This window comes from Rhizobium sp. Leaf306 (assembly GCF_001423425.1).
GTDB classification, from domain to species: domain Bacteria; phylum Pseudomonadota; class Alphaproteobacteria; order Rhizobiales; family Rhizobiaceae; genus Neorhizobium; species Neorhizobium soli.
Window position 1 is genome coordinate 874,019 of the sequence record NZ_LMNX01000003.1, and the last position, 13,955, is coordinate 887,973.

At 62.3% G+C, this 13,955-nt stretch carries 12 protein-coding genes; 4 read left to right on the top strand and 8 right to left on the bottom strand.

Features of this window, described 5'->3' with window-relative positions; translation table 11 throughout:
- Nucleotides 1-261: 261 nt before the first annotated feature.
- The gene (locus tag ASG19_RS17355; protein WP_062460052.1) at nt 262-1,248 is read left to right on the top strand and encodes an MBL fold metallo-hydrolase; all 987 of its coding nucleotides are present in this window, start codon (nt 262-264) and stop codon (nt 1,246-1,248) included.
- Between the two features lie 1,007 nt (nt 1,249-2,255).
- On the opposite strand, the gene ASG19_RS17365 is transcribed toward ASG19_RS17355, so the two are convergent.
- Complete coding sequence (locus ASG19_RS17365) at nt 2,256-3,131, bottom strand: AraC family transcriptional regulator (RefSeq protein ID WP_062460056.1); 876 nt, start codon at nt 3,129-3,131, stop codon at nt 2,256-2,258.
- A 108-nt stretch (nt 3,132-3,239) separates the two neighbouring features.
- On the opposite strand from ASG19_RS17365, the gene ASG19_RS17370 reads away from it, so the two are divergent.
- The 3 genes from ASG19_RS17370 (at nt 3,240) to ASG19_RS17380 (ending at nt 7,105) form a co-directional block, all read left to right on the top strand.
- Nucleotides 3,240-4,013, top strand: a complete 774-nt coding sequence (locus ASG19_RS17370; RefSeq protein WP_197978113.1) for an SDR family oxidoreductase — start codon at nt 3,240-3,242, stop codon at nt 4,011-4,013.
- 365 nt (nt 4,014-4,378) lie between these two features.
- Nucleotides 4,379-5,962 carry a Na+/H+ antiporter gene (locus ASG19_RS17375; protein ID WP_062460057.1) on the top strand — a complete coding sequence of 528 codons (1,584 nt, stop codon included), beginning with the start codon at nt 4,379-4,381 and terminating at the stop codon, nt 5,960-5,962.
- A 135-nt stretch (nt 5,963-6,097) separates the two neighbouring features.
- Nucleotides 6,098-7,105, top strand: coding sequence for an Atu2307/SP_0267 family LLM class monooxygenase (locus ASG19_RS17380; RefSeq protein ID WP_062460531.1), 1,008 nt, complete (start codon nt 6,098-6,100; stop codon nt 7,103-7,105).
- Between the two features lie 145 nt (nt 7,106-7,250).
- Here the strand turns inward: ASG19_RS17380 and ASG19_RS17385 are convergent, their stop codons facing one another.
- The 7 genes from ASG19_RS17385 to ASG19_RS17415 form a co-directional block, all read right to left on the bottom strand.
- Nucleotides 7,251-7,826, bottom strand: a complete 576-nt coding sequence (locus ASG19_RS17385; protein ID WP_062460060.1) for an NADPH-dependent FMN reductase — start codon at nt 7,824-7,826, stop codon at nt 7,251-7,253.
- Nucleotides 7,827-7,862: 36 nt separating this feature from the next.
- A complete protein-coding gene (locus ASG19_RS17390; protein ID WP_062460062.1) occupies nt 7,863-8,783 on the bottom strand; it encodes a LysR substrate-binding domain-containing protein in 921 nt (306 codons plus the stop codon).
- Between the two features lie 84 nt (nt 8,784-8,867).
- Nucleotides 8,868-9,314 (bottom strand): SRPBCC family protein, encoded by a 447-nt coding sequence (locus tag ASG19_RS17395; protein ID WP_062460064.1) that lies wholly within the window; start codon nt 9,312-9,314, stop codon nt 8,868-8,870.
- Nucleotides 9,311-10,054 carry an SDR family oxidoreductase gene (locus tag ASG19_RS17400; protein WP_062460066.1) on the bottom strand — a complete coding sequence of 248 codons (744 nt, stop codon included), beginning with the start codon at nt 10,052-10,054 and terminating at the stop codon, nt 9,311-9,313. The genes ASG19_RS17395 and ASG19_RS17400 overlap by 4 nt, the downstream gene beginning before the upstream one ends.
- A gap of 67 nt (nt 10,055-10,121) precedes the next feature.
- The gene (locus ASG19_RS17405; protein ID WP_200933916.1) at nt 10,122-11,687 is read right to left on the bottom strand and encodes a GMC oxidoreductase; all 1,566 of its coding nucleotides are present in this window, start codon (nt 11,685-11,687) and stop codon (nt 10,122-10,124) included.
- Nucleotides 11,688-12,044: 357 nt separating this feature from the next.
- Nucleotides 12,045-13,187, bottom strand: coding sequence for a HAMP domain-containing sensor histidine kinase (locus ASG19_RS17410; protein ID WP_156466541.1), 1,143 nt, complete (start codon nt 13,185-13,187; stop codon nt 12,045-12,047).
- Entirely contained in the window at nt 13,180-13,878 is a 699-nt protein-coding gene (locus ASG19_RS17415; RefSeq protein WP_062460070.1) for a response regulator transcription factor, read from the bottom strand. Before ASG19_RS17415 ends, ASG19_RS17410 begins: the two co-directional genes overlap by 8 nt.
- Nucleotides 13,879-13,955: the final 77 nt, after the last annotated feature.

Sequence of the window (13,955 nt, forward strand, 5' to 3'; positions counted from 1 at the left end):
TAGCGGAGCGTTAGGCCAGATTGATAGACGAAGGTCTAGGTTCGCAGTGCTTTCGTCTAGTTTCGCCTGACCAAGATCCAAATTGAGGCCGGGCCAGATCTAACCTACTCATAGCGTTAACCGGGGACAACGAAGCCAAAGCTCGGACAGCCAGATGATGCGCACCATCATCGAAGGCCTCGGGAACTGCATGCGAAGAAATTCACCCTGCCGGACGTAGCCGAAGGCTGCGAACGTCTTTGGCCAATCTGGAGGAATGTCATGCCTCAACTCTCGCGTCGTGCCTTTGCCAGCGCCCTGCCTATCGGCCTCATCGGGGGAAGCCTGCTGGGTGGGACCCTGCTGCCAAACTCCCCCGCCAGCGCGGAAACACAAGCGGCTGGCAGGACGCCTCTATCCGTCACCCCGTCCGCTCAGATCCGCATAGGGCGGTTTACCGTGACTGCCCTGACAGACGGGTATGCGGATATGCCGTATGATTACTTCCCAGGACGCGCGGCGCCCGAGGTGGAGAAGATGGCCAGCGCACAATCCACTGCGCGACCGAGCGGGGTCCGCTTCCTCTTTAACCAGTATCTCGTGGAGGATGGCGAACGCCGCATTCTGATAGACGCCGGTGCGGCAGGTTCGATCGGGCAGACCGGTCGTTTGCCACAGGCCCTTGTCACGCTCGGCCTGCAACGCAGCCAGATCGACGCCGTGATTGTGACGCATATGCATCAGGATCACATGGGCGGCTTGGTTTTAGGAGGCAAGAACAACTACCCCGAGGCAGAGGTCTACATCGACCGTCGCGACGTCTCACACTGGACCAACCCTGCCAAGCGTGCCGGGGCGCCCGACTACCTTCAGACCAGCTTCAAGATGGCAGAAGAGGTCGTACGGCTTTATCCGAGGCTCCAGGCAATCGACGGGGAGCGGGAGATCATGCCGGGAATTACGATTATCGATCTGACGGGTCATACCCCCGGCCACGTAGGCGTGCGGGTCGAAGACGGCGGTGAAAGCCTGATCATGGTTTCGGACATGGTTTTTCCGGTCGTGCACCCGGTCGCAACTGACGTCTTCTTCCTGTTCGAACAGGATCAGGCCGCAGCCAAAGCAATGCGTGATCGCTTCTTTCCGCGTGCCGCGTCTGAGGGCGCGCTGATTGCGGCGACGCACATGCCTTTCCCTGGACTCGGCCGTATCGTCGCCGATAACGGGGCGTTGCGTTGGCAGGTGGCAGACTGGGCGTTCCAGGATTAGATCACTCACTCGGAAAGACCGGCACCGACGATCATGCATTCCGGTTGGAGGAGCTGTGAGATGCCCCAATCTGAATGACTATCCCTTCCGACTTTCACGCCGAAGAGCCGTCGAGAAGGTCAAGTGACGCAGACAGATGCAGCCGCCGCGACCCCCGCGAGGGTCGCGCTGAAGCGCCGACGACCTCCTCTTCCAACGGCTGCTTGGTCGTCGGCCAGACGCTCATCCCGGTACCGAACTCGGGCTTTATTTTAGGCCACACCTGCTCTTTGGTCTTGAACGGGCCGCAAGGAGCTGCCGTGGAATGTCCATCACCAAATCCCTCGCTCCCAGCGCAGGAAGACGCCATAGAAGCCATGGCGTTCCTCGATCTGCATAGGGTGGCACCAAGTCGCCTTCGCAAAGAGGAGCATTTCGACTGCATTTCCATCAACGGAGGCCGTGCGATCTCGCTCCCGGATGCACCTGTGATCGGCCTTAATCGTGTTCTGGGGATAGCTTGGTCGAGGATCTGGAAACGGGGTATGATTGGCTGCGCCGAAAGTCAGGAACCGCTACCTGCAGCTGAATTTGGACACAGCGTCTGACGAGGTAAGAGACCAGGTCCGATCGAAACATCTTCTCGAAGATGGGCTCGGCTGGACGAAGCTTACACGCAGCGCGAACGCAGGCACCATCCCGGGGGCCAGCCGGGTCCAGACGCGAATGGTACAGTTCGAACAGGCCCCGCTGTTCGGATCGATAATGTGCGAAGGTTTCGGTTTCCCGCCAACCTTGGCAGAACTCTGGTCCGCCATTGTCGGTAAGGATGGTTGGTCGTGCTTCTTTGCGTTGGATGATCGAACGCCGGTAGGAACTGGCGCCATGTACGCGTCCGGCACCCACGCCAACACGATCGTCCCGCTGGCTTGCCCGAGATCGTTAGAACCTGCGCCGCGAACTTCGGCCGTTCACCGGCTGAATTGAAAAGCATGAGACCGTCGGAAACCTCAATAATCCGGACCTCATCACACCCGCAGCGCGCCGGGGGTGAGGCCGTCTTCCCGGCGCATGATGGCCGTCAGGTGGCTTTGGCTGGAGAAGCCGCAGGTAAGCGCGATCTCTGCCAGTGGCAGCGGTCCGTTGACAATCAGTGCACGGGCCTCGTCGAGGCGAAGTCGGGTGAAGTACTGGTGCGGGCTCGTGCCCGTTCGACGCCTGAACGAGCGAAGCAGCTGGCTCGACGAAAGCCCGACCAGCGAGGCCAGGTCCTCGAGCCTGACACCCAGTGTGAGATGCGCCTGCATGTGATCGCGCACCTGTCGGAACTGCCGATCAGACAGCCCACCCAGATCCTTCTGGGGCCGGGCTACGCCGTACTGCCGGATGAGGTGGATGCCAAGCAGGTTGAGAAGCGAGTCGAGCTCGAGGCCGGCCATCGTGCCATGCGTGCCTGAACGCAGTTCGTCGCGCAGCATGCCACCGATCAACCCGACACGCCGGTCGACGACCGGCAAGGCATCCGCGACGACGGTTGCGGCCGGCAGGTCGAGGTCGGACTGGGCGAGACCGTCAAGCCATGGCTGCGACAGCGAGAATGCCGCCACTTCCTTGGGCTCATGCCAGCGCGCCCAGTAGTCTGCGCCTGCCGGAACGATTTCACAGCATCCGCTCGCAGCCGAGGCGGTGCGGATCCGCGTCCCGCCAAGGCGTGACTCGCGGTTGCTGAAGGGCTTGAACGACAAGAGCACGAGATGATGGGGGATCGACTGGCTGATCTCGCCTGCGTTCCGCCGGTTCCACGCCGCCGTCCCGAAATCGGACCGGACGAGCCGACCCCAGTTCGGCACCGGCGTGTCGGCAGTGGCGACATGCGGTGCTTCGGGCGGAATGGCATCTGACATGGCTGTTTCCCGTCCAGCGTGCGGATTTACTAACAACGATGCGCGTATCCTGAAAGCCGCACCCCCTCCATGTCGCCTATTCCTTGATCATCAACAAGGAGAAAGACAATGACGACCAGCGACATGATCAAAAATAACGACGGCCAGGTTGCAGTGGTGATGGGTGCAACGCGCAACCAGGGTCGGGCCTATGCCGTCATGCTGGCGCGCAACGGCTGCCGCGGCGTGGCCGTCCACTATCACGGCGAGGCCTCCCGCGGCGAAGCGGAAGAAACTGCCGCCGAGATCAAGCATCACGGTGCCGAACCCCTCCTGTTCAGCGCCGACCTGACCCAGGTCGCCGATGTCGCGAGATTGTTCGACGCGGTCGACAAGTCGTTCGGCCAGCTCGACATCGTGGTGAACACGGTCGGCAAGGTGGTCAAGAAGCCATTTGTCGAGATCACCGAGGCCGACTTCGACCAGAGCTTCGCAATCAACAGCAAGGCGGCGTTCTTCTGCATGCAGGAAGCCGCAAAAAGGATCGCCGACAACGGCCGTATCATCAACATCGGCACGACGCTGCAGGCGGCAACGACCGGGCTATACGCGATCTATGCGGGCTCCAAGGCGCCGCTCGAACACTTCACGCGCGCGCTTGCCAAGGAGATCGGCCACCGGGGCGTCACCGTCAACACCGTAGCACCCGGCCCGCTCAACACCTCCTTCTTCTACCCGGTGGAAAGCGCGGAATCGAAGGCCTTCCTCTCCGGCATGAGCCCGCAGAACCGGCTCGGCGAAATCGACGAGATCACGCCGCTGATCGAGTTCCTGGTCAGCCCGGGCGGCAGTTGGGTCACCGCGCAGACCCTCTTCATCAACGGCGGCTTCATCGCCCGCTGATCCCTCGACTGCACGCAACAAGGCTGACGGCCCATCGATCAGGACGTCAGCCGGCATCCAACCCGCCTGAGGCAGCGCGAACTTGATCAGGTGTGGCCCGCTATCGCGACCCATCCTATCTTTTGGTCTGCATGCCCGCGACGAACCATATGATCGGTTCATCAGCAGCGTTGGGATCAGGCGGCCGTTCTTGCTATGTCGCAAATGCTCAGAGTAACTGCCTTAAGCAGCTGTTCGAATACCTAAGGGTGCAGGAGCAGCAATGCACATCCATTGATCTGTTACACACCAAAAATTTTGGGCGACTGGCCCTATACTCTGGAGGTATCCGCCATCAGAGAGATTGGCACCTTGGGGAGAGAGAGATGAATCCGGCCGAAACGTTCGAACTGGTTTTCACCCTGCTTCTCGCGATCCTCGCCCTGCACTGGTTTGCCGAACGCGCCAAGCTTCCGCCATCTGTCGCCCTTCTCGTCGGCGGCGGGGCCCTGGCCTTCCTTCCCGGACTGCCGGTGATCGAGCTGGATCCCGAGCTGGTTCTCGTGCTTTTCCTGCCGCCGCTCCTGATGGACGGGGCCTATTATACCGCGCTTGCCGCCTTCCGCCGCCACAGCGCCGGCATTCTGTCGCTGGCCATCGGCGCGGTCGTCTTCACCACCCTGGTGGTGGGACTTGTTGTCCACTGGCTGGTCCCGGCGCTGCCCTGGGCCGCCTGTTTCGCCCTTGGCGCCATTGTTTCGCCACCGGATGCCGTCTCGGCACGGGCGGTTCTGCAGCGCGTGAAGCTTCCCCGCAGGCTGACAACGCTTCTCGAGGGTGAAAGCCTCCTGAACGACGCCAGCGGCTTGGTGCTTTTCCGCTTCGCTGTCGCGGCAGCCCTGACGGGAAGTTTTGATGCCGTGGATGCGAGCCTCGAGTTCGGCTTCCTGGCGATTGGCGGCGTCATGGTCGGCGCCGTCGTGGGTGGGGCCTGGACCTTCCTCCTCCGACGGCTGGGCGACGAGACCCTGATGATCCTTGCCTCCCTGATCCTCGGCTGGGCCGCCTATCTGGCTGGCGAAGCGATCCACGTCTCGGGCGTCATCTCCACAGTCACTGCGGGCCTGGTTTTCGGCTGGTACCAGCACGTCGTCTTTACCGCGAGCGTTCGCATCCGCGCCGGCGCCTTCTGGCACGTCATGGTGTTCCTGATGGAGGCCATGATCTTCATCCTCATCGGTCTTTCGCTGCGTGGCGTGCTGGAACGCGTCGGGGGATTCGAGACTGTCCTTGCCACCATGGCGGTTCCGGTCGTGGGCGTGATCGTCGCGATGACGCTGGCGCGTTTCGTCTGGATCTTCGGCTGTGACGCCGTTCTTGCGCTGCTCAACCGGATCGGATTTCCCATCGACGACCCGCTTGGCCCGAGGGCCGCGACGGTGATGAGTTGGGCGGGCATGCGTGGCGTGGTCACCCTCGCTGTTGCCCTGACCGTCCCCGAAACAATGCCAGGTCGCGACCTCATGCTGGTCGCAGCTTTCGCCGCCATTCTCGTCACTGTTCTTCTCCAGGGGACGACGCTTGGGCTGGTTATCCGCGCGGCGAACCTGTCTGATCGGGGCGTGCGCCCGGCATTGAGCCTTGCACAGGCGGAAGCCGCGGTCGCAGCAGCCCAGCTCGTCGCCGTCCGGTCGCAGGCCTATACCGACGACGGAACGCTTGCCCACCCGCGATTGCTCGAGGGCTTCCAGCGGCGCGCCGACCAGGCATTCCAGAACGCGGACGATGAAGACACTTTCGTAGACGAGATCACGGCCCACTACGACCTCGTCCTCGAGGCGGTAAGGGCCGGCCGGGCCGAACTCGTGCGCCTTCATCGCGCCCACCAGATCAGTGACGAAACGCTGCATGACCTGGAGCGGGACCTCGATCTGGAAGAGCTATCGGCGACAGCCGCAAAATCCCTCTGACATGGCGCTTGCGGCGTTTACCTCTGTCCAACATGCTGGACTTAGCGTCCTGCTCGTGTCCCTTCTGATGCCGGAGCCCATGACTTAAAACGAGCGCATCACCGGCGATCGACTGCAAATGAAGGAACTATGGTTTTGGAAATTGGAATTGACAGTTTTGCGGCAACCGTCAAGGGTGTCAGCGCCATGGACCGCATGGGTTTCCTGCTCGACGAGATCGAGATGGCCGATACGTCCGGCCTCGACGTGTTCGGCATTGGGGAGCACCACCGCGGCGACTATCTCGACAGCGCACCGGCCGTCATCCTTGCCGCCGCCGCCGCGCGGACGAAGTCGATCCGGCTGACTAGCGCGGTAACGGTGCTTGGCGCCGCAGATCCCGTCCGCGTCTTCCAGGAGTTCGCGACGCTGGACCTCATCTCGCGGGGACGGGCTGAAATCGTCGTTGGTCGGGGATCCTCGATCGAGGCCTATCCGCTGTTCGGTCTCGACCTCAACGACTACGATGCCCTGTCGGAGGAAAAGCTGGAACTGCTGCTTGCCCTGCGCGACGAGACCAATGTGACATGGTCCGGCCGGTTTCGGGCGCCACTCGACGGCCAGGGTGTCTACCCACGTCCTGCCCAGCCAAAGATGCCCATATGGCTCGGGGTTGGCGGCACGCCGCAATCCTTCGCCCGTGCCGGGATCCTTGGTCTTCCGCTGATGGTGGCGATTATCGGCGGGGAATTCCGGCGGTTTCGATCGCTGGTCAATCTCTACCGGGAGGCCGGAGCACGCGCCGGGCACGCGCCCGAAGCACTGCGCGTCGGCATTCATGCGCTCGGCTTCGTCGCCGAGACGGACCGCGAGGCGGAGGATCGCTTCTTCCCCGGCTGGCAGGCGATGTTCACCAAGATCGGCCTCGAGCGTGGCTGGGCACCGTCGACGCGCGCGCAGTTCGACAACCTGGTTCGGCCCGGCGGCGCGTTCCTCGTCGGTGATTTCGATACGGTGGCGGCAAAGATCCGGCAGACGTCCGAGGACCTCGGCGGCATCGACCGGCTGACGTTCCAGATGAGCTCCGCGGCAAGCGACCAGCCGGCGATGCTGCGGTCGATCGAAATGCTCGGCCGCGAGGTGAAGCCACGCCTCTCGGCCTGAGCAAAAGGTCGTTTCTCAAAGCGACGGTTGCCGAGGCGGCCTTTCCGTATCCGCCGGAGGACAAGGCGACGAAAATGCGGGTTCCGACCTACTGAGCCAAAAGGCGCCTGGTCCGTCGGTTATCCGCACGCGTTGCAGGCGGCGTTCAGCCTGAGACTCGGTACCTTTGCGCAAAGTGCGCGAAGGCCGAAACCTGTTTTTCCAGGAAGTGACGGGTTTCGGCATCGGTCAATTCCAGCGTTTCGCTGTGCACCTTGGCCGCGACATGCCCGATCATGACCTCCGGCTTGTTGAGAACGGCGGCATCCAGATAAACGAGGATCTGTCGGAGATGGTACTGAGCCCGGGCGCCGCCGAGCATGCCGGCTGACGCCGTCTGGATGGCCACCGGCTTGCCGGCAAACGGCTGGTTCGGCAGCCGTGAAAGCCAGTCCAGCGCGTTCTTGATGCCACCCGGGACCGAGTAGTTGTACTCGGGCGTGACGATGATTACGCCGTCGGCGAGACGGATCGCCTCACCCATCGCCGTCACCTCCGCGGGGAACCCTGCCGCCTGCACATCCTCGTCGTAGAGCGGGAACGTGCCGACCGAGCCGAGTGCCGTGATGGTCACGCCCTCGGGGGCGAGAGACGGCAGGGAGCGAGCGATTGCAGCATTGTAGGATTTATGACGCAGGCTTCCGAGAAGGGTCACGAAGTGCAGCGGCTTAGGTTCAAACATAAAGGCTCCAAATGAGAATGCTGACGAAAAGGCGGATCAAACGGGATCAGAATCCGGATTGACCACTTTCGGCAGCTCGATGATGAGATAGTCGAGAAACGCACGCACCGATGGCAGCACATAATCCCGGAACGGCAGGACGGCGGTGATCTCCGCCTTGCCGGCCAGCCATTCCGGCATGACCCTCTGCAATCTGCCCTCAGCCACGTCTTCCCGGCAGATGTAACCGGGAAGCGCCGCGATCCCGATGCCGTCTGCCGCAGCCTGTTTCAGCATGATCAGGTCGTTGCCCGCCATGCGTGGCTGGACGGAAAGCACCCGGTCGCCAATCACGGGATGGCTGAGCTTCCACACCGTTGCCTGCCCGGGACGGTGCATCGCCAGAAGGTCATGTTCTGAAAGCTCGTCCGGTGTCTTCGGTTCGCCACGACGCTCGATATAGCTCGGCGCTGCGAAAATGAACCAGGGCGCCGGAGAGAGCGTCCGCTGCACCAGTGCCGAATCGGTCATCTGCCCCTCGTGAGCCCGGATCGCGAGATCGAAAGCGCCGCCGACGATGTCCGTCTGCTCGTCGCCCGTGTGCTGGACGAGCTGGATTTTCGGGTGGTCGATCGCGAACTGCGGTATGATCTGCCGTAGGACATAGACCGAGGTCGCGATTGCCGTCGTGAACTTGATGACCCCCGTCGGCTCCTCCAGCCTCTGGCGCACCGCGTTCTCCGCGATGTCGGCGTTTTGAAGCATGACAAGCGCGTGGCGATAGAAGAGAGTGCCCGCTTCGGTCAGCGTCTGCACCCGTGACGTTCGATTGATCAGCCGGACGCCGAGGGCAGCTTCAAGCTGCTGCAGCCGATGGCTGAGTGTCGACTTCGCAACGCCCGTGCTGCGGCTTGCAGCTGTCAGGCCGCCGCTGTCGACGACCTGGACGAAGGTACGGAAATCATTGAGGTCGAGCACTGGTTCAGTCCCTTTACGAGATCGGCGCAAAGACCGCCAAAGGCCGTTTTTGATGGGCCAATTCCAAGGAGACCACGACCAGCATTAGAGAGACGCCCTGACAAGCGCAACCCCGAGATAATCGGCCAGCCCTCTAGATGCCGCCGCAAACGCCGAGAGGTTGATCCCCATCACCACCTCCGAATCGACGCCATTCACCGGGACGAACGACGCCTCGAAGCGGATGCTGGCTTCATCGGCGCTCACGCCGGGACGAACCTGGATCTGGTTCGTCTGCTCGCTGACTGGGATCGGAAACGTCACCATCTGGTAGGTGAGATGACGCGCCCCGTCATCACTGGATATCAGCAGCTCGCGGACGGTCGTCCCGTCGGTCGTGACCAGCTCCCGTTCTCCGTCGGCGAGCAGACGGCTTTCATGGGCAATCGGGTTCCACGAGGCGAGCGCTGCGAAATCGCGAACGACGGACCAGATCCGTTCCGGGCTTGCGGCAAGGGTCGCGGTATAGACGGCGACATAGCTCTTGCTCATACCCGTGCTCCACCGTTGGCCAGAACGTGCTGCCCCGTCAGCCAGCGTGCCTGGTCGGAAGCTAGGAAGGCGACGACATCGGCGATCTCGTCGGGTTCGCCAAGGCGTCCGAGTGGCGACCCGGCCGCAATCCGGTCACGCTCTTCCTGCGGCGCATCCTTGATGAACTCGGTGTTGGTTGCGCCGGGCATGACCGAGTTTACGGTAATCCCGCGGTGACCCAGCTCTATCGCCAGAACCTCGACGATCAGCTTCGATCCGGCCTTCGAGGCCGCGTGCAGGCCCATGCCCTGTGCCGTGAACGCGGTGGTCGAGGTCGAGATGTCGATAATCCTTCCGCCGTCCCGCACCCACTTGGCCGCCTCCTGGAGCACGAAGAACGAGCCCTTGGCATTGAGACCAAAAATTCGGTCAAAATCCTCTTCCTTCACGTCGACGACCGGCACGCCGATGAACGGCAGCCCGGCATTGGCGACCACGATGTCGAGGCCGCCGAAGGCCGTATCGACCTCGGCAAACAGCCGGCGGATGTCCGCCATATCGGCGACATCGGCTTGAAAGGGACGCGCCACGCCGCCGGCCTCCTCGACGGCCCGCACCGCTTCCGCCGCTTCCTCCGGACGGCTGCGATAATTGATCGCGACCGTTGCGCCCTCGCGGCCGAGCCGTTCACCGATCGCCCGGCCGATGCCGCGCGATGCACCGGTGATCAGCGCCACCTTGCCTATAAGAGATGTCATGAGAATGCTCCTTCGTATGTGGGCGATGATGGGCGAGACCGTCGGCTTGACCGTTCGGTCCGATCGATCAGGCGAGGATGCGCGCGGCGATCCGCTCGGCGACCATGATGGTGGTGACGTTGGTCGGGACCGATGGGATGTCTGGCAGGATGGAGGCGTCGACGACGCGGAGGTTCTCGGTGCCGCGCACGCGCCCGAAGGCATCGACAACGGCGGTCTCGTCGGTGTCTGTCCCCATCGGAACCGTCGAGGTCGGATGCTGGTAAGCCGCGATGTTGGCGATGATATTGGCGCGCAGGTCCGCGTCGCTGTGCACGCCGTCCCCCGGGGCCATCTCGTGATCGACCATGCCCGCGAAAGGCGCGGTTCTGCCGATTTCGCGGGACAGCTTGACCGCCTCCAACATCCTGTCGAGATCGCTCGGGTCGTTGAAGAAATTGTAGTGGATGCGCGGCGCAACGCGCGGGTCTCGCGAGGCCAGGCGGAAGCTGCCGACCGACTTTGGCAGCGTCACCGCAGCCGCGAGAATGATCGCGCCGCCCGTCGGGCTCGCCTTCGGGTCGATGAAGTGGGTCGCGGATACCTGGAGGTCGAGATCGCCGCCGGTTGCGGACGATGAGCCCGTCCAGACAAGCGCACCGGCTGCGGGGCTCATGGCCCTGTCGGAGGCTTTCAGTGCGTAGACGTTGTAAAAGAACGGATGGTCCTGGAGACGGGATCCGACCGGCAGATCCGCCAGAACAGGGATCTCCAGCGCGCGGAGATCGCCGGCAGGCCCGATGCCGGAGCGCAGCAGCATGGCCGGGCTTCCGAACGCCCCGCCCGACAGGATGATCTCGCCGCCGGTCAAAACCTCTCCCGTCACCAGCCGGACGCCGGTGGCCCGATTGCCGCTGAAGACAACGTGATCCACTTCTGTCTCGCCGCGGATGGTGAGGTTCGGGCGGGCGCGAACCTCCTCGGTGAGATAGACGATGCCGGTATTCATCCTCCTCTCGTCGACGACGTTGAGCGGATAGGCCCCTGCCCCGTCCGCAGCCGCGCTGTTAAAATCCGAAACGTCAGCCAGACCCAAGGCCCACGCGGCGTGAACGAAGCCGCGAGAGGACGCGGTCAGTTCCTCGAGGGTTCGCTGCCGGACCGGAAAGGGGCCGGATCGACCATGCAGGGTATCGTCGCCGGTCGGGGTGTTTTCCAAAGCCTTGTAAGCGGCCGACACATCGTTCCAGGACCAACCTTCGATCCCGCGCGCCGCCCAGCGTGCGAAGTCGGACGGCCGTGCCCGCATGGCGACCGTACCATTGACGGCGGAACTGCCACCGACGACCCTGCCCCGCGGCAATGGAATGTCATGGCCGAGCTTTGTCGTGTCGTCGCTGTGATAGTGCCAATCGAAATCCGGAGTCCCCACAGTGCCGGCATCGGTCAGGCTCTGCGGATAGGCGCTCGGCGCGAAATCAGGCCCCGCTTCCAGCAACAGTATGGTGCGATGAGGATCGGCGCTGAGGCGCGTCGCAAGCACCGCTCCGGCGGACCCACCTCCGACGATGATCACGTCGACCGGTGGCGCTTCGGCATGGGCGTGCGCCAGGCCGATCAGGACAGCGCCCGTTGCTTTGCCGCTTCCAGCCATGAAACGTCTCCTCGTCATCGCCACTTGCGTGAAATTGTCCCTCGTCGAGCGCTATGAGCGCTGCAGGCAAGGCTTCACTTCTGTTTCAGGGAAGTAGCGAATACGGGATTGTGCGAACAGCGGCCCCATCCCGGAAGCTACGTTCAACAGGATGGACGATGCACACCGACGACGTGACGACGTCACGAAGCTAGGCCAACTGTCTGAATTGAGCGATGCAGTGCTTGACGACCGAATTTGAGGCGCAAGGCGGAGGCATTTCCGCTGCCGGTCAGAAGCGGTAGATTCTTACCCGGTGCGACAGGCAGGCGCTGTTCGCCTCCATTTCAGTTGGAGTGTCCTCGGGATCGCTTAGGTCTACGCGACCTCAAATGTAACCTTGGCGTATGCGCCGCCGTCAGGATTGTTTCCGACCTCCAAGCGGGCATTGTGGCCTTCCGCAATCGCTTTGACGATCGTCAGACCAAGCCCTGAACCGCTTGTGCCACGACCGCTGAGCCTCTCGCTTCTCCAGAACATGTCGAAAGAGGAGTGCTGCGCATAGTCTGGTAGTCCTGGACCCTTGTCCTGGACAGAAATGAACGACCGCCCCGTGCCATCCACCCCGGTATGAACATCGATCGGCCCGAAATTGCCCGCGTATCGCCGTGCGTTTTCCAGAAGAGCGAGGATAGCCTGGCGGAAACGGTCCGGATCGATCATTGCCGGTGCGGGCGCAAGGTAGGTTCGGAAATTGACATCACCGCCTGCGGAGATCTGGAACAGGGTCACCGTCTCCGAAGCATGCAAGGCCAGGTCGGTCGCCATGGTCGCGGTCACAAAGTCGATCGTGCCTGCCAGTGAGAGCGTGTTCAGCTGGTCCACCAGCCGCGACATGCCCCGTGTCTGCGCCAAAAGCGCACGCAACTGGGCTTCGCTGACGGGAATGACGCCGTCAGTCATGCCTTGCAGATTGCCCTGCAGCACCGTCAGTGGTGTGCGCAATTCGTGGGCCACCGCGCGCGTGTTGAATTTCAGGCGGGTCTCCAATGCAAGCAACTCGCTCGCCATGCGATTGATGGTGATCGCAAGCGTTTCGACTTCCTTGGTTGCGCCCGGTTCGACCGTGACCTGAAAATCGCCCTGCCGGATCTTTTCGGCTGCGGCCGTCAGGCGGGTGAGCGGCGCGACGAGCCGGTAGGCCAGGACGACGCCAATGCCGCTGGTAAACACGATCAGCAGAAATCCGAAACCTAAAACACCCTCGACAGGGGACGCCTCGGTCGCCTCTTCCAGTGTCGGATAGAGCGGCGCGAGTGCCGCGAGATCGCTCGGTGCGGGGATCTCGCCATTGTTGATGCTGACCCAGGCACGTTTCGCATCGGGGGGCAGCGCGTCCAGTGCCGATAATTCGGCATGATCGATATACCAGTCGGTCAGGATATAGAGGAGCGCGATGGTCATCAGTTGAATGACGGAAACCAGAGCCGCCGTCAGTGTTGATAGAGCCGGTCTAGACACCTGTCGACCTCGCGAAACGATAGCCTATCCCGCGCACGGCAACGATAAAGCCGTCCAGGCCGCAACTCGCCAGCTTTCGCCTGAGGTTGGCGATATGCGTATCGACGGTTCGATCGAGCGCATCGCTTTCGGGCATGCACGCGTCCAGCAAGGATGCTCTTTCGAAGGTCTTAAACGGCGACCGGACGAAACAAACGAGAAGGCGAAACTCCGTTGCGGTCAGCGGCAGTTCGACCCGGCCTTTGTCCGTCGAGGCAATCGCGATGTGGGACTCCAGCTGAACCTCGACCCCGTCGTGCCGGACAACCTCATGAGCGCCAACGCCTCTGGTGCGCTTGAGGACAGCGCCCACCCGCGCCACTACTTCCTGCGGGTTGAACGGTTTGGTGACATAGTCATCGGCGCCGAGCTTCAGGCCGAGCAACTTGTCGGTACTGTCATCCATCGCCGACAGGAAGATGACCGGCACGCTCGAATTTGCCCGGACCCTCGACAGAAGATCGAAGCCATCGATGTCAGGCAGGCCGATATCGAGCAGGATCAGGTCGGGCTGCAATCTCTGGACATGGGTGAGAGCCGTAAGGCCTGTCGAAGCCTTTACCGTCCTGTAGCCGGCTCTTGCGAGATATTTTTCAATAAGGGAAGCAATCTCTTGGTCGTCCTCGACGACCAGCACGAGCGATGAGATCATCGTCAAACTCTCTGACTTTGACATGCTCTTCTCCGGTTCTCGGTCAAATCTTGATAATCCGGCGAGAGAACGTGGTC